The sequence below is a fragment of the Coprococcus ammoniilyticus genome (assembly GCF_025567345.1).
GTDB lineage: Bacteria > Bacillota > Clostridia > Lachnospirales > Lachnospiraceae > Coprococcus > Coprococcus ammoniilyticus.
Genome location: NZ_JAOQJS010000006.1, coordinates 234,121 through 250,903 on the forward strand (window position 1 = coordinate 234,121; position 16,783 = coordinate 250,903).

8 protein-coding genes and 1 tRNA gene are annotated in these 16,783 nt (G+C 41.5%); 7 read left to right on the forward strand and 2 right to left on the reverse strand.

The window, feature by feature from the left end; all coding sequences use genetic code 11:
- The first annotated feature begins 231 nt into the window (after positions 1–231).
- The 4 genes from OCV60_RS11205 to OCV60_RS11220 all read left to right on the forward strand — a co-directional run bounded on the left by OCV60_RS11205 (position 232) and on the right by OCV60_RS11220 (position 13,079).
- Positions 232–4,779 (forward strand): chitobiase/beta-hexosaminidase C-terminal domain-containing protein, encoded by a 4,548-nt coding sequence (locus OCV60_RS11205; protein WP_262530179.1) that lies wholly within the window; start codon positions 232–234, stop codon positions 4,777–4,779.
- Positions 4,780–4,937: 158 nt separating this feature from the next.
- Positions 4,938–7,109, forward strand: a complete 2,172-nt coding sequence (locus tag OCV60_RS11210) for an ABC transporter ATP-binding protein (protein ID WP_117785304.1) — start codon at positions 4,938–4,940, stop codon at positions 7,107–7,109.
- Positions 7,110–7,135: 26 nt separating this feature from the next.
- On the forward strand, positions 7,136–8,974 hold the full coding sequence (locus OCV60_RS11215) for an ABC transporter ATP-binding protein (RefSeq protein ID WP_117785305.1): 1,839 nt from the start codon (positions 7,136–7,138) through the stop codon (positions 8,972–8,974).
- A gap of 292 nt (positions 8,975–9,266) precedes the next feature.
- Positions 9,267–13,079, forward strand: a complete 3,813-nt coding sequence (locus tag OCV60_RS11220) for an EAL domain-containing protein (protein WP_262530180.1) — start codon at positions 9,267–9,269, stop codon at positions 13,077–13,079.
- A 196-nt stretch (positions 13,080–13,275) separates the two neighbouring features.
- Here the strand turns inward: OCV60_RS11220 and OCV60_RS11225 are convergent.
- A tRNA-Arg gene (locus OCV60_RS11225) sits at positions 13,276–13,349 on the reverse strand.
- A gap of 69 nt (positions 13,350–13,418) precedes the next feature.
- Positions 13,419–14,165, reverse strand: coding sequence for a GTP pyrophosphokinase (locus OCV60_RS11230; RefSeq protein WP_117785307.1), 747 nt, complete (start codon positions 14,163–14,165; stop codon positions 13,419–13,421).
- 340 nt (positions 14,166–14,505) lie between these two features.
- Here OCV60_RS11230 and OCV60_RS11235 point away from each other — a divergent pair, with 340 nt between their 5' ends.
- From OCV60_RS11235 to OCV60_RS11245, 3 genes are all read left to right on the forward strand, one after another.
- On the forward strand, positions 14,506–15,354 hold the full coding sequence (locus OCV60_RS11235) for a P-loop NTPase family protein (protein ID WP_262530181.1): 849 nt from the start codon (positions 14,506–14,508) through the stop codon (positions 15,352–15,354).
- Between the two features lie 130 nt (positions 15,355–15,484).
- On the forward strand, positions 15,485–16,003 hold the full coding sequence (locus OCV60_RS11240) for an RNA polymerase sigma factor (protein ID WP_117785310.1): 519 nt from the start codon (positions 15,485–15,487) through the stop codon (positions 16,001–16,003).
- Positions 16,000–16,746, forward strand: coding sequence for a hypothetical protein (locus OCV60_RS11245; protein WP_262530182.1), 747 nt, complete (start codon positions 16,000–16,002; stop codon positions 16,744–16,746). The genes OCV60_RS11240 and OCV60_RS11245 overlap by 4 nt, the downstream gene beginning before the upstream one ends.
- The last annotated feature ends 37 nt before the right edge of the window (positions 16,747–16,783 follow it).

A 16,783-nucleotide genomic window follows, 5' to 3' on the forward strand; every position in this document is an offset into this window, starting at 1 on the left:
GTAAAAATGCAAAAATGTATGTTTTTTGTGTGAAATGCGTTTGCTTTATGTGCATTTGTACGAAAATAAAATATATTGCAGTATAACACTTGATATTTATAAAGTGACAATATATACTTGAAAATTGCTAAAAGTAATATTGTACATAACAAAAACCGGCCGATAAAACCGGGAACCAACATGAGATTGCCGTCAGAGAATGGGCAATCTGCAAAGAAATGTAGGAAAACGATGAAAAAGGGATTTTTCAAGAAGGGAACAGCACTTGCGATAAGTGCAGCGATGGCTGTCAGTATGTTGCCAACACTCAACCCAATTGAAAAGGTTGATGCTGCGACTACCTCAGAAAGTACAAAGACGATCACCGGTCTCAGAATAGCAGGGATCACGAATCCAAGAGGTTCCAATGGCGAAACATTAAGTGACACGGAAAAATGGACAGGAAGCTATGTTTACTACGGTGAATATAACGATAAACCAATTAGATTCCGGGTATTGGACAACAATTCCGGTAAGACATTTGGTATTGACAATGGCAGTATGTTGTTAGACTGTGCGACTATTTTAACAGCAGATGAATCAGATCCATCAAAAAGTATATATTTTCAAACAACCGACCGAACAGACTGGAATCAATCTAATATTTATCAATGGCTGAACAGTGGAGCAGAAGGCGAAAAGATTAATAATGGTATGGGAAGAGAAACGACCGGTTTTCTGACCCAGTTTACGAATGCAGACAGGGAAGCAATTGCTTCCAGTACAAAAAAGTCAAAAAATGTCAGAGATGGTGGTTTAAAGACGGCGGCAGGTTATAGTCTGATATTTACACCTCTTACAGATACTAAGGTATTTGTTCTGGATTCTTGTGAGCTGAGAAATAAATCATATGGATATCCGGATAAAGCAACTGCAGTAACTCAGAGATTAAAAATCGGAAAAACAGTTGCCAGTAATTACTATTGGACAAGATCCGGACATTATTCAACCGGCAATCAGGGATGGGGTGAGGCAATGATCAACAGCAAAGGAGCTGTTGAGACCATGCAGTATGGTGGAGAAATCTCACCGGCATTTAACGTGGATGTCTCCAAAATACTGTTTACTTCACTGGTATCCGGTACACGGGGAAAGAATAATGCGGAATATAAACTGACTCTGTTAGACAAGAACATGAGATTGGATATTACAACCAATGAATTAACGAAGAGTGGAGATTCGATTGCTGTACCATATGTATTGAGCGGAACTGACAGAGCCAAAGCAACTCAGGTTTCTTATATGGTTACCAATAAAGGTTATACGGCTGATGATGCAAAAGTCCTTGCATATGGAAAACTTGCCAATGCAAAGCAAAAAGGCAGTGTAACGATTAATCTTGCATCTTTGGCAAGAAAAGTAGGAGGCAGATGTACCGTTGATAATATCTTAAAGGATTATCAGGTGTATGTATTTGCAGAAGATATTCAGACAGATAACGCAAAGACTGCAAATGTAAACGAAGGACTGTTTTCTGACTATGCAAGTACACCGGTCAATGTTGCAGAATATAAATTTGATAATGACAGCAGTAATTCAGGCAACAACAATGGCAAGAAGCCGACTGGTACCGGTAACGGAGAGAATGGAATCAAAAATCCATATGGTTCACATGATGGAGAAACATTAAATACAGCGGATGATTGGAAAGGAAGTTATGTATATTATGGTAAATATGACGGACAGCCGATCAAGTTCCGTATGTTAGATAATGATTCTGCAGCAGATTTTGGAACGGATGGAAGTGTTCTGTTAGATTGTGATGGCACATTAAAGCAGCTTTATGTACCGGAAAGCTATACGGAATATGAAACATGGTTAAATGGCCAGACCGGATTCCTGAAGGAATTTTCAGAAGACGAGATAGCTTCTATTGCCAAAAGTTCAAAGAGTGCAGCTTCTAAAGAAGATGGAAAAGGATTAGCTTATAAGAACAGCAAGGTGATAACGAATCAGAAAGTATTTGTGTTAACCAGTGGAGAAGCAACAAATACGACATATGGTTATCCGGATTCTGTTGAAGCAGCAGGACAGAGAGAAAAAGGTTCAGGATGGATGCTCAGAGATATGTACGAGGTGGGAAGAATAATTGGAGCAGCTTCGGATATAACAGGAAAGATCAATACGGCCTTTGATTCACCATATGAAATGTCACCGGCATTTAATGTAAAGAAATCTGCAATCCTTTTTACATCACAGGTAAAGAAGGCTGATGCTGATGGATATAATGCGGAGTATAAACTGACATTATTAGACAGAGACATTAAGACAACACTTGGTGCTATGACACGGACGGGAAATGTAGTAAGAATTCCTTATAGTGTAACAGGTGAGAAAAAGAATAATGTTAATGCGATCACATATGTGGTTACAGATAAGGCTTACGATGCAAATGGATCAAAAATCCTTGCATATGGTAAGTTAGATGCTGTTGACTCAACGAAATTAACAGGCACTGCAGATCTGGATCTTGCAGCAGTAGTTAACAAGATCGACAAGAGTGGAATTACAACAGATAACATATTAGAAAAATACAACATATATGTTGTAGCAGAAATTCAGAATAAAGATGATCTGGATACAGTAGATGTTAATGAAGCATTGTTTACAGATTATGCAAGTGCTCCGGTGAAAATTGAGAAATCAGATATTACTAATACAGATGACTCCAAACTGGAGCGTGTCAAGGACCCAACAGCTAAGAAGTCAAGCGACGGAAATACGGTTATTGTTTCTACAGAGACCAAGGGTGCGGATATTTATTATACAACAGATGGAACAACACCAAGTAGAAGCAATGGAACAAAGTATACAGGCCCTATCCCAACAACAAAAGATGGTAAGCCAGTTGATAAGATCAAAGTTATCGCAGTGAAAGATGGAATGAAAGACAGTAATGTGATCGACTTTGATGTTAAGAATATAACTTCTGATGATAACAAGGGTAAGATCGCACAGGTTGATAAGCCAACTGCAAGTCTGACTGAGGATAAAAAGTCTGTTCTCCTTTCAACAAAGACAGAGGGCGCAGATATCTACTATACAACAGATGGAACTACGCCAAGTAAGACAAATGGAAAGAGATATACCGGACCAATCCAGATCACCGGTACAGACGGTAAGACGATCAAGGCGGTTGCTGTTAAGTCAAATATGAAAGACAGTGACGTTATGGAGTTTGATGTAAGTGCATTAAAGCCTGGAACAGAAGATGAAGGTGATAAGGCTCAGGTTGGAAAGCCATCCGTTAAGGCTTCCGATGATGGTACATCACTGATCATCACAGCAGATCCGAAGGATGCAGATATTTACTACACAACAGACGGATCAACACCAAGCAAGAAGAACGGAACCAAATATACAGGACCAATTCCTACAACAGATAAGAATGGAAAGACGATTGATACGATCAAGGTTATTGGCGTAAAAGATAACATGAAGGACAGTGATATTGCAACTGTCAAGGTAGCAGATCTGAAGACCCAGAAGCCAACGATCGCAGCAAGCGGTGACAAGAAGACAATTACTGTTTCAGCAGTAAAGGGTGCAACGATCTACTACACAACAGATGGAAGCACACCGACTAAGAAGAATGGCAAGAAGTATACAGGACCGATTGATGCGGCTTCTGTTGCCGGTAAGACAATTAAGGCAATTGCAACTCTTCCGGGTAAGTTAAACAGTGATGTGGTATCGGCAGAAGTAAGCAAACTGATTCCGTCTACACCTGTAAAGCCTGTTAAGGGACAGGTTGTAGCACCAACCGGAACAAATTCCAAGGATAACAATACATTTACCCTTGCTACAAAGACAGCGGGTGCAACAATCTACTATACAACAAATGGAAGCTATCCAACAACCAAGTATGGTACAAAGTACACAAAGCCACTCACAATTAAAAAGGATTCTGCAACTACGATCACAGCGATCGCAGTTAAGGCCGGTATGGAAAACAGTGATGCAGTACAGTTTGTTGTAATCCGTCTTTCAGATGGAAAAGTAACCGTTAGGAAAGAAGAAGTAACACAGCCGGGACCAAAGCCAGGTACAAAAGAAGCCGATAAGTGGATTTCAAGCGATAAGGTAGACAAGTATACCAAGGGACAGCTTACAGGCAGAGCTTCTGCTACAACAAGTAAGGTGACCTTACGTTGGGAACGTCTGAAAGAGGCTGATGGATACATCATCTACGGTAACTATTGCAATAAGAAGAATAAGATTTACAAATATAAGAAGATCAAGACTGTTTCTGCAAGTAAGTTAAAGGGTAAGAAGAACATTAGCTATACACTTACAAAGCTTGCAGGCGGTAAGAAGTTCAAGAAGAATACATTCTATAAATTTAAGGTTATTGCTTATAAGAATGTAAGAAATTCCAAGACTGGAAAGATAGAAAAGAGAATGATCGGCAAGTCCTTCCAGTTACATACAATAACTGCAACAAAGAAATACAAGTACAACAACCCGATTGGTGTTACTGTAAAGAACACAAAGGGTAAGACGGTTTCAAAGGTTACAGTTAAAAAGCGCAAATCCGTTTATCTTGATGCAACAGTCAAGATGGCTAAGAATAAGAAACTGAAAGTTCACTGTGAGAAGGTTCGTTGGATCTCAACAAATAGCAAGATCGCAACTGTTTCACAGGGAGGCAGAATCAAGGGTAAGAAGAAAGGTACATGTTATGTATATGCACTTGCTCAGAATGGTGCCCGTAAGAAACTGAAGATTACAGTAAAATAAAGCCCCCAATATATTATGTATTAAATATACAAGGAGACTCGTCTGTCCTAGTTGGCAGGCGGGTCTTTTTTTATTCATTTTTTATGGGAATTTAATTGACTTTTATATAGGTAGTGATAGAATACCTCTACATGCGAAAATTATAGAGAGGTGAAACTATGCAGATAATTAAGAATTTGAAGCCATATTGGAAATCGGTTCTGATCATTGTTCTGTTATTGATCGTTCAGGCATATTGTGATCTGGCATTGCCGGATTATACGTCGAAGCTGATCGATACCGGTATCCAGAATTACGGCATTGATCATTGTAGTCCGTTGCAGATCCCGGAAAAAGCGTATACCATTATTAAAGGGTTTATGGATGAAGATGATGTGACGGTGTGGGAAAAGTATTATGAGCAGTCGGATGATGGCATATACCGTATGACAGATGACGGCAAGGATCATATAGATGAGATCGATCAGGCGTGTATGGAGCCGATGATGATGTATTATTATCCATATACGATGGTGGATTCGGATGAAGATAATCAGTTAAAGCAGATGCTTGCAGCAAGCGGTATGACATTGGACGAGCTGCCGCCTGAGATGTGGAGTCAGATGGGAACGCAGATGAAGCAGATGATCGATTCCATGCGTGACAGTATGGGGGATGATATGATGATGTCATCTGCCATTACCTGTACAAGAACCTGTTATGACAGTATGGATTATAATTATAAGGATATCCAGATGTCCTATCTGAAACGTGTCGGTGTAGAGATGATCCTTATGACATTGTTAATGGTTGCATCGGCGGTACTTACCGGTCTGGTAGCCGCAAGAGTAGCTGCAGGTGTGGGCTGTGATCTGCGAGAAAGCATTTTCAAACGGGTTATTTCATTCTCAGATGCAGAGATCAATCGGTTCTCGACTGCATCCCTGATCACGCGTTCGACAAATGACGTTCAACAGATCCAGATGGTTACGGTTATGTTGCTCCGCATGGTTTTATATGCACCGGTTCTGGCAGTTGGCGGTATCATAAAGGTTGTAGAGAGCGGCGCCAGCATGGGATGGGTGATCGTAGTTGCGGTAGCAGGCATCCTGGTTGTTCTCGGAGTGTTAATGGCGATTGCACTTCCAAAGTTCAAGATCATGCAGGATCTGGTTGACCGTGTTAATCTTGTGTCCAGAGAGATCCTGACCGGTATTCCGGTTATCCGGGCATTTGGCAGAGAGAAGTTCGAAGAAGAACGTTTTGATAAGGCGAATAAGGATCTGACAAAGACATCATTATTTGTAAACCGTGTAATGACATTTATGATGCCGGTTCTGATGTTTATTATGTATGCGGTTACGATCCTGATCGAGTGGGTTGCGGCTCACAGAATCGATTCGGGTGAGCTTCAGGTTGGATCCATGACAGCGTTTATTACTTATACGATGATGATCATTATGTCCTTCTTAATGATCGGTATGTTATCCGTTATGCTTCCAAGGGCAGGCGTGGCAGCAGACCGAATCAAGGAAGTTATTGATACAGAGAGTACGATCTGTGACAAGCCGGATTGTAAGAAGTTAGAAGCTGTAAAGGGTGTTGTCCGTTACGAACATGTAAGCTTCGCATATCCGGGAGCGGATGAAGATGTTCTGACAGATCTTGATTTTGAAGCAAGACCAGGCGAGACGACAGCGATTATAGGAAGTACCGGCTGCGGTAAATCTTCCCTGGTGCAGCTTATGCCAAGATTCTATGATGTCACAGGTGGTAAGATCACGATCGACGGAACGGATATCCGGGATGTATCAATTGAGAGCCTTCGGGAGAATATCGGTTATGTGCCGCAGAAGGGTGTGCTGTTCTCCGGCACGATCGCATCTAATATCCGGTTTGGTGCAGAGGATGCAAGCGATGAACAGATGAAGAAAGCGGCAGCGATCGCACAGGCAACAGATTTCATCGAGGAAAAGGATAAACAGTATGACAGCAGCATTTCACAGGGTGGTACAAATGTTTCCGGCGGTCAGAAGCAGAGACTTGCGATTGCCAGAGCAGTAGCCCGGAATGCAAAGATCTATATATTTGACGACAGCTTCTCCGCTCTTGATTTCAAGACGGATGTAGCAGTCAGAAAAGCACTACGTGAAGACATGACAGACAGTACGGTATTCATCGTTGCCCAGCGTGTCAGCACGATCTTACATGCAGACCAGATTCTGGTACTGGATGAAGGAAAGATCGTAGGCAAGGGTACACACAAAGAGCTGATGGAGAATTGTCCGGTATATGAGCAGATTGCCCGTTCGCAGTTATCTGAAAAAGAGATTGCGGCGAGCATAGCGTAAGAACTCAGGAAAGGAAGGTAACAGACATGGAAGAAAACAGACCAAGACGTGGTGGACGACATATGGGACCTCCTGGAATGGGAGGCGGCGAGAAAGCAAAGGATTTTAAAGGAACCATATCGAAGCTGGTTCGTTATTCAAGAAAATATCTGCCGGCAGTGATCGTGGTCATGGTCATTGCGGTGTTCAGTACAGTATTCAATGTTGTCTGCCCGAAGGTACTCGGTAAGGCAACGACAGCATTATCAGAAGGCATTATGCGGAAGATAAATGGAATCGGCGGAATCGATTTCACCTATATCGGTAAGATTCTCCTGTTCTGTATGGGATTGTATCTGTTAAGTGTATTATTTAACTTTACACAGGGTATCATCATGACAGGTGTAACCCAGAAGCTATGTTACAAGATGCGTAAGGATGTATCTGAGAAGATCAACCGTATGCCACTTAAGTATTTTGAATCCAGAACCTATGGTGAGGTATTATCCCGTATTACAAATGATATTGATACGATGGGAAACGGATTAAATCAGAGTATCACACAGCTTATTACTTCGGTATCGACTGTTATCGGTGTATTTATCATGATGCTTACGATCAGCCCGCTTATGACGATGATCGCAATTATCATCCTGCCGATCAGTGTGGCATTAATGGGTATCATCATTAAGAAGTCACAGCGTTTCTTCAAACAGCAGCAGGAGTATGTCGGACATATCAACGGACAGGTTGAAGAAGTTTATGGCGGACATACGGTAATCAAAGCATTTAACAAAGAGGAAACAACCTTAAAGGAATTCCATGAGACAAATGAAGTCTTATACAAATCCGCATGGAAAGCCCAGTTCTTTTCCGGTCTGATGCAGCCGGTTATGATGTTTGTCGGTAATCTCGGATATGTAGGCGTAGCTATTTCTGGTGCGGCTCTTGCCATTCGTGGTACGATCACGATCGGTGATATTCAGGCATTTATCCAGTATGTGAAGAATTTTACACAGCCGATCCAGCAGGTAGCACAGGTTACAAATATGATGCAGCAGATGGCAGCAGCGGCGGAACGTGTATTTGAACTGTTAGAGGAAGAAGAGGAGGTTCAGGTTGTTGAGCATCCTGCTTCTGTCGAGGATATAAAGGGTGAAGTGGATTTCCGTCATGTGAAGTTCGGATACGATCCTGAGAAGATCATTATTCATGATTTCAGTGTTCATGTTGATCCGGGCAAACAGGTAGCGATCGTTGGTCCGACCGGAGCAGGTAAGACCACTATGGTTAAGCTGCTGATGCGGTTCTATGATGTAAATGAAGGAGCCATCTTGTTAGATGGTCATAATGTTAAAGAATATAATCGAAGAGAGCTTCGTGATGCTCTTGGTATGGTTCTTCAGGAAACATGGCTGTTTAAGGGGACGATCATGGAGAATATCCGTTATGGAAGACTGGATGCGACGGATGAGGAAGTAATTGCGGCAGCAAAGGCAGCTCATGCACATCGATTTATCTCGGCACTTCCGGGTGGTTATCAGATGGAACTGAATGAGGAAGTGACGAATATTTCACAGGGACAGAAACAGCTTCTTACGATTGCAAGAGCAATTCTTGCAAATAATCCGGTTCTGATCCTGGATGAAGCGACATCTTCCGTTGATACCAGAACAGAACACAGCATTCAGCGTGCAATGGATAATCTGATGAAGGGCAGAACAAGCTTTGTTATTGCTCACCGGTTATCGACGATCAAAAATGCAGATATCATTCTGGTCATGAAAGATGGCGATATCATTGAACAGGGTAACCATGAGGAACTGATGGCACAGAACGGATTTTATGCAGAGCTATATAATTCACAGTTTGAACAGGTATCTTAGCGCAGTATATAAGATATAAAAAAACAAAATATGAACAAGTACAGAACAGTCCTGCTTTTCTTATTTGATTACAAGAACTTCTCTTATTCGAATAAGAACAGGACTGTTTTTTCTTTACAGGACTGTTATTTATAATATGACAAATAATATTTTTTTATGTGATACTATGTCGAAATTGTATAAAATGTACAGAAAATAACGCGATATAAACTTTTTTTAGTCATTTTTATATACTTTTCTGCTTAATTATGCTAAACTGAAAAAGGATTTTGTATTTTAGAGGGGAGCATATATGGAGCGCAGAAAAATTGGAGTTATTATCGCGCAGGCAGAAGAGAATTCACAGAGCCTGTTTATGAAAGGATTAATGGAGGAGGCATATGTCTATGGATACGATATATGTGTATTTTCCATGTACTTAAGATTTCAGGATACGCTGTATAGACAGATTGGGGATTCGAATATTTATAATCTGATTCAATGGGATGCATTTGATGCGATCATTGTTCTTCCGGATACCATTCAGGCAACCGATATAGCAACCCGGTTAGAAGACAAAATTCACGAGGCATTCTCAGGAGTTGTTCTTTTCGTAGATAAGGACAGTCGTTATTTCCCGACTGTAAAGATAAATCATTATAAACCATATAAGAAATTGATCGATCATTTGATCGAGGTTCATCACTATTCCGATATTATGTTTTTAGACGGGTGGAAGAATCATATTCATTCCATACAGAGAGAACAGGCATATAGAGACAGTCTGACGGAGCATGGAATTCCGGTTGATCCGAATAATATTTATTATGGCAATTACTGGTATGATTCCGGCAAAGAGGTTGTGAAGCTGATTCTGGATTCCAGAGAGAAACTTCCGGAGGCGATCGCATGTGCAAATGACTGTATGGCAATCGGGGTAGCGGCGGAATTATTCAGTAATCATATTCATGTACCGGAGCAGGTAGCAGTGATTGGTTACGATTCTACCGAAGAAGGGAAAAACCTGAAATGCAAGTTAACATCCGCTGATATTCCGGCCAGAGAATGCGGCAGATATTGTGCGAAATATATCCATGCATCCTTTGAGAAAGAACCGATACCGGAATTTGAATCAGAATCCGTGATCTTTCAGGGGACAAGCTGCGGATGCGAAGGGAAAATGCAGCCGGAAAAATATTTTGATGAAAAAGAGAATTTCTGGAATACGGATCATGCGAAGATGGGATACTCATCTTATTATAACAAGTTTATGGAGGATTTGTTATCTGAACGGGATCACAGAAGTTTTTTCAATACGATATTTCAGCATGTATATCAGGTGCGACCATTCCATTCGCTTAGTATATGCATGAATGATTACTGGAATTCATCGGAGGTTATGATCAGTGAGGATGCAATGCGTTCTAACGGATATACGGACAAGATATATCGTATCATAAAATGTGGACCGAGTGAACACACAGACAATCGTATCAGCTTTGATGACATATTTGAAATGAAAGAGATGATACCGGAACTATCTGAGCAAAGAGAGTGTCCGGAGACATTTTTCTTTACACCATTGTATTTTGATAACCGAAGCTTTGGTTATGCAGTTATTGGTTTTACAGATACAGAAGCACAGTTTACAGAGGTTTACATAAACTGGTTAAAGAGTATTATGCAGAGTATGGAAGCGTTTTATCGTCAGAATGGTCTGCGGGAGTTGTTGCGTCAGATGGAAGCAACACAGATTCGTGATGCAATGACCGGCTTGTATAATTATAAGGGCTTCTTACAGAAGGGAAATGAACTTTGCGAAAATGCGACATTTGATGGTAAATCAATAGCAGTGATCGCGATTGATATTAATAAATTAAAGGATATCAATGCAAGCTATGGAAGAAAAGCAGGGGATGCTGCTATTTTGAAATTGGCACAGTTGATATCGGAAAGTCAGGATGATGATGCTATATGTGCCCGTATCAGTAATGATGAATTTGTTGTTGCATTCCCGGTTGAAGCATCTGATGAAACATGCGGAGAGGGATTTATCAAACGTCTGTCGGATAAGATAAAGCAGTATAATGAATTGCGTAAAGAGGCCTACGAGCTTGAAATCTGCACGGGTATCCGTTGTGATATGATTTCCGGTTCGGAAGCCCTGGATCATCTGATCAATGAAACTATCAATGTGAAGAACAATAAGAAGGCCATAGAGCAAGGAAAAGAGGAAAGGGCAGGTGTTCTGACGGATAAACAGAAAGCGGATGACCATTTGATGGAATTTATTCTGGATAATAACCGGTTTGTTTATCATTTTCAGCCAATTATCAATGCCAGAACAGGAGATGTTTATGCATATGAGGCTCTAATGCGTGCGGACACAGAGCGTAAGATTTCGCCGCTTGATATGCTGGAAAGTGCAGATCGTCTGAATCGTTTATATGATATAGAAAAAGCGACATTTTTTAATGTGGTTGATTACATAGAGGAACACTCTCAGGATTTTGAGGGTAAGAAAGTATTTATTAACAGTATTCCGGGGTATCAGCTGACAGGTAAGGATAAGAAGAAATTAACTGAGATTATGGAACAGCATGCAGGAGAGCTTGTTGTTGAATTTACAGAAGAAACTGAGATGGGGGATGATCAGTTAAAGGAACTGAAGAACTCCTTTGCAAAGATGAACATTGAGACAGCTATTGATGATTATGGTTCCGGTTATTCCAATGTAAATAATCTGCTTCGGTATATGCCTCGGTTTGTAAAAATCGATCGTATGCTTATGACAGATATACACAAAGATATCCAGAAACAGCATTTTGTAAAGGATATTATAGAATTTGCGCATGATAATGATATTCTGACGCTGGCAGAGGGAATTGAATTGACACAGGAGCTGCGGGAGGTTATTAAGTTGGGCGTTGATCTGATTCAGGGTTATTATACATCAAGGCCGCAGCCGTATGTTGTGCGTTCAATCGATGAGCGTGTGATGAATGAAATTGTTCAATATAATCAGAGCCTGAATGCCAGACTGTATAAGAAAGGATATGAGACGGATTATAATGATACGGTTTCCATGGTACAGCTTGCCGCTAATAAATATACAAGTATTAAGGTTAAGAAAGCGCGGGGAATTAATAAAAAGATCATAATCAAAGGTTCTGTTGGTTTCCAGCCGAATATACTGATGTCTGTAGAAGATGGATTCCGTGGCACCATCATACTTGAGAATGTCAGTCTTGCGGGAGAACGCGGAATTCCGTGTATTGATATCGGTAAGAAGTGTAATGTAAATCTTCAGATTACTGGGGAAAACGAACTACGTACAGGAGGTATCAGAGTTCCGGACAGTTCAGTGCTTACGGTTGTAGGAGACGGTAATCTGACGATCAATCTGAATTCGGGAAAATACTTTGGCATTGGTAATTCATTGGATGAATATCATGGCGAACTCAACTTCTATCAGGATGGTGGAATCATCATCAATGCAAATGGTATGAAGGGCATTGGTATTGGTTCCGGACTTGGCGGTGTTATCAATATCAAACGCGGACATTATGAGTTTGATATGAAAGGTCAGGAAGGAGCCTGTATCGGATCTGTAAACGGTGATTCCGAATTGTTTATAGAATACTGCGACATGGATATTTATTCCGGTATATCAAACGGTACGATCATTGGATCTGTAAATGGTGATGCAGATATTAAGCTTGAGAATATATCGGCAAAGCTTCAGGGGGCAGGTAATGTTATAACCGGTATCGGAACGATTGCCGGTAACAGCTGTATGGTTCGTCTGGAAAATGTAAATATCTCGTCGAATATCCGTGCAAAGGAATGTTATGGCATTGGATGCCGTGCAGGAAGAACGGATATCTATATTGGATATGCAGCAGTTAAAAGCGTGGTACAGGGCAAGTCAGCGGTTGCCTTTGGTAATTCGGTCATGTCTGCCAAGCTGTACTGTTCCAATGCTGATGTTGGAACGAATGCCGTTACAGAGTTCAATTCAGATATCGGAGCACTTGAAAAGAATATACAACTGGAGAACGGTCGTGCAGAGTTTATCCTGAATGGACAGGAGGTCAAACGTCAGATTCTCGCAGCAAGATTATAAATAATTCCCGGCAGACTATTTCTGACAGATGGAATTGCCCCACGACAAATGACGAATTAAGATTTCGTTGTGAGCAGTTTCATCTGTCAGGGAAAGATTGCCGGGGCTTTTTGAATTATAAAAAGGCTGTTCGTAGGTGACGGTGTTGGAATAAAAAAACAGGTTTGCTTTTTTGAAGCAAACCTGTTTCAGTTTACGTGCATGAGAGGATTCGAACCCCCGACACCTTGGTCCGTAGCCAAGTGCTCTATCCAGCTGAGCTACATACACACGTTGTTCAACAACAGATAGTATTCTATACCAGTTCTATAAATTTGTCAAACAAAATCTAAGATTTTCTTAAAAATTTTCTGTATTTTTTTCAAGACACAATTTGATCTGTGGCTGAGCACCATCTCCATAGATCATATTTTTAATCTCCTGCATTTCGAGGTCTGTTTGAGAGATAACATCAGCACAATGTTTTAAGCGACCGGAGATAAGTTCGGGATCGGCGACATCCTTTTTATAACGGAGCTGGTGGTCAAGACTTGCCCAGAAGTCCATCGCGATGGTACGGATCTGAACTTCTACCCGCATATTTCTCGTATGGTCGGCAAAGAAGACAGGAACTTCTATGATCAGATGAAGACTACGGTAACCATTTGGCTTTGGATGGCTGATATAGTCTTTTGCCTCAATCAGAGTAATGTCATTCTGACTGATGAGCTTCTCTGCAACGGCGTAGATGTCATCGATAAAGGAACAGATAACACGGAGTCCCGCAACATCATTCAAATTATATACGATATTTTCTACAGATACCTGACATCCTTTTGAAGACAGTTTTGTTGCGATACTGACCGGTTTCTTGATGCGCGATTGGATAAATTCAATCGGATTTCGGTTGTAGCGAACGCTGAAATCTGTATTTAATACATCCAGCTTGGTCTGAACTTCCTTGATCGCACAGGAGTACATCATCATAAGCTCCTCGAATCGTTTCATGTCTTCTATAAAAGGATTCTGCTCCGGATATAGAAGTGCATCGATATAGCTTCTGTATATATTTGTATTTGTATTATTATCTTTAGCAGACATATTCATAATCTCCGTTTCTGTTTTAGGCAATCTTTATTTTATCAATTTGCATGAATAGACAAAAAATCATTGTCCCTACCATTCTACTACATTTTAAAGGTAGAGTATACTATAAAAACGTGATAAAATGAGCATTGCGACGGAATGTGCTTGCACAAGCCGGCATAATGCGAAAAAAACATAGAGCCGACAGGCGATATGATAAAATGAGCATTGCGACGGATGTGCTTGCACATACCGGCATAATGCGAAAAAAACATGGAACCGACAGGTGACATGATAAAATGAGCATTGCGACGGAATGTGCTTGCACAAGCCGGCATAATGCGAGAAAGAAGTGAATTATATGAGATATTTGGATCGGCTGATTGCATCAGAGGTTCTTCCGAATGCTTATAAAGAGTGGCGGGGATACCGACAGAAGCTGACAGACTTTATAGAAGAAAATTGTGTGGCCGAAGGAGGGTGTAAGCCTGTTCTTGCTATATGGGGAGCAGGACGGTCAAATGACATCGATCTGGCAAGACTTGCAGAGAGATTTAAGCTGGTTTTGATCGATCGGGATGCAGAGGGACTTGTACAGGCGTGTAAGACCTATGGATTGGAGAAAACAGATGTTATTTGTGTGGATCTTCCTTTCTGGAATGTAGAGCTTGAGACTTATGAAATGTTTGAAGCATTGCTTGCAGAGGGTGAAGAGGCAGAGATCGTGATCGAGCATTTGAAACAGGTTGCATTTGACAACAGCCACAGGGTATTGCCGGATATCGGACGAAGGTTTGACTACAGCGTCTGCGTAGGACTTCACAGCCAGTTGAATGCGAGATTTGCAGGCCTGTTATATATGTATCGGGAGAATTATGACGAGGAAGAATTGCAAATGATCGAGAATGCGATCCGGGCATTAAACGAAGCCGCGGTTACCCGGACAAATGATGTAATCTATATGCTGACGGAGAAATTAATGGTGTTCGGGTTAGAATGGGCAGTTGTAAATGAATCCGCTATGGATCAGTGGGAGAAGTTTGTTCCGGAGGATATTGAAGGTGCGTTGCAGCTTCGTCATGACATTGGAATACATAAGGATTTTGATATCCGGATCGAAGCGGAGCGGCGGTTGTTCTGGCCTTTTGCATGGAAGGAGCGAAAGAAGGGGTATGTGATGGAACTGCTGGCAGTACAGCCGCTTGAATAATAGAGAATTGGGTATATACGAAGCCGGACAGAATATTAGCAAATTGAAGTGGGATGAACAGTAATAGAAAATCGGAAAAATTCCATAAAAAACAGGGGTAAAAACGTATAGCGGTTATAGGGAGAGACAAATGACAGACAGAGAATTTGGAAAATATATGTCTGCGATCGCACAGGGAGACCGGGAGAGCCTTCGGGCAGTGTATGACGAATATCTGAAGCTGATCTTTGCGGTGGTCTATGATACGATCCGGCAGAGAGAGGAAGCGGAGGATGTGACATCGGAGTTCTTCATCAAGCTTTATCGGATCGCAGACAGTTATAAGAAGGGAACCGGTCATAAGAGATGGCTTGTGACGATCGCAAAGAATATGGCGATCGACCGGATTCGAAAGATCGATCGTGAAATGCTGGTGGATGAAATGCCGGAGCGAAACGAAGGAAAGACGATGGAGAGTCAGGTAGTAGAGAACCTGACATTGAAGCAGGCAGTTGCCACGCTAAAACCGGAGGAGCAGGAGATTCTGGATCTGAAGGTAGTCGGAGGATTTACATTTAAAGAGATCGCGGAAATGAAAGGGCGACCGATCGGAACGATCACATGGATCTATAATCAGGCAATACAAAAATTAAGGAGGTGCAGGCTGTGAGAGATGAACAGAATAAGAACAGACAGACGGAAGAAGACAGATTCATAGAAGCTTATCTGAACCGAATCGATGCAGAAGCACCGGATCTGTGGGATCGGATCGAAGCAGGACTTGACCGTGAAGCAAAGGATGTAGAAGAAAAACAAAAGAAAACCTCAAAGGTAAAATATGTAATTCCGGTTCTTGCAATCGCAGCGGTTCTTCTGGCAGCAGTGATCGTGACACCGTTGCTGTCTGATTCTAAGCGACATTCGAAAGAAATAAATGCGGGTAGGACAACAGATGTTTCAAATGATGGGCTGGATGCAGCTGAGAATTCAAATATATCCGATCAGGCGGAAGATTATGTGGATGAAACAGCGGATTCCATACCGGAGACAGTACAGAATGAAACTGCCAACAGACCGACACAGAATACAACAGAAGATATACTGATGAATGGAGCCGGTGGAGATTCGTCCGATGTTCAGGCGGAATCAGCTGATATGGATGCATGGCAGGAAATGAGTAATATAGCAGTTACACTTCAGATCACAGAGATTGTAACAGCAGAGCCGGATGCGGTACAAAAATATGTCGCAAAACTCTTGCAGGTATCTGATGCATCCGGGGAATTAATAACCGGTCAGGACATCGTATTGCAGCCGGAAGAAGCAGAGACATTTTCGGTAGGGGAAGAAGTAACAGGTATACTTCTCCGATATGATTCTGAACGACAGGCATGGATCTTAAGCAGACAGTAGTTGATCTGTAAGAAAAAAATTCCATAAAAAGAGGATA

Excerpts from the sequence above, each read along its gene's own strand:
- OCV60_RS11205 (WP_262530179.1), top strand. The coding sequence starts at position 232 with ATGAAAAAGGGATTTTTCAAGAAGGGAACAGCACTTGCGATAAGTGCA.
- OCV60_RS11210 (WP_117785304.1), top strand. The coding sequence starts at position 4,938 with ATGCAGATAATTAAGAATTTGAAGCCATATTGGAAATCGGTTCTGATC.
- OCV60_RS11215 (WP_117785305.1), top strand. The coding sequence starts at position 7,136 with ATGGAAGAAAACAGACCAAGACGTGGTGGACGACATATGGGACCTCCT.
- OCV60_RS11220 (WP_262530180.1), top strand. The coding sequence starts at position 9,267 with ATGGAGCGCAGAAAAATTGGAGTTATTATCGCGCAGGCAGAAGAGAAT.
- OCV60_RS11230 (WP_117785307.1), bottom strand. The coding sequence starts at position 14,165 with ATGAATATGTCTGCTAAAGATAATAATACAAATACAAATATATACAGA.
- OCV60_RS11235 (WP_262530181.1), top strand. The coding sequence starts at position 14,506 with ATGAGATATTTGGATCGGCTGATTGCATCAGAGGTTCTTCCGAATGCT.
- OCV60_RS11240 (WP_117785310.1), top strand. The coding sequence starts at position 15,485 with ATGACAGACAGAGAATTTGGAAAATATATGTCTGCGATCGCACAGGGA.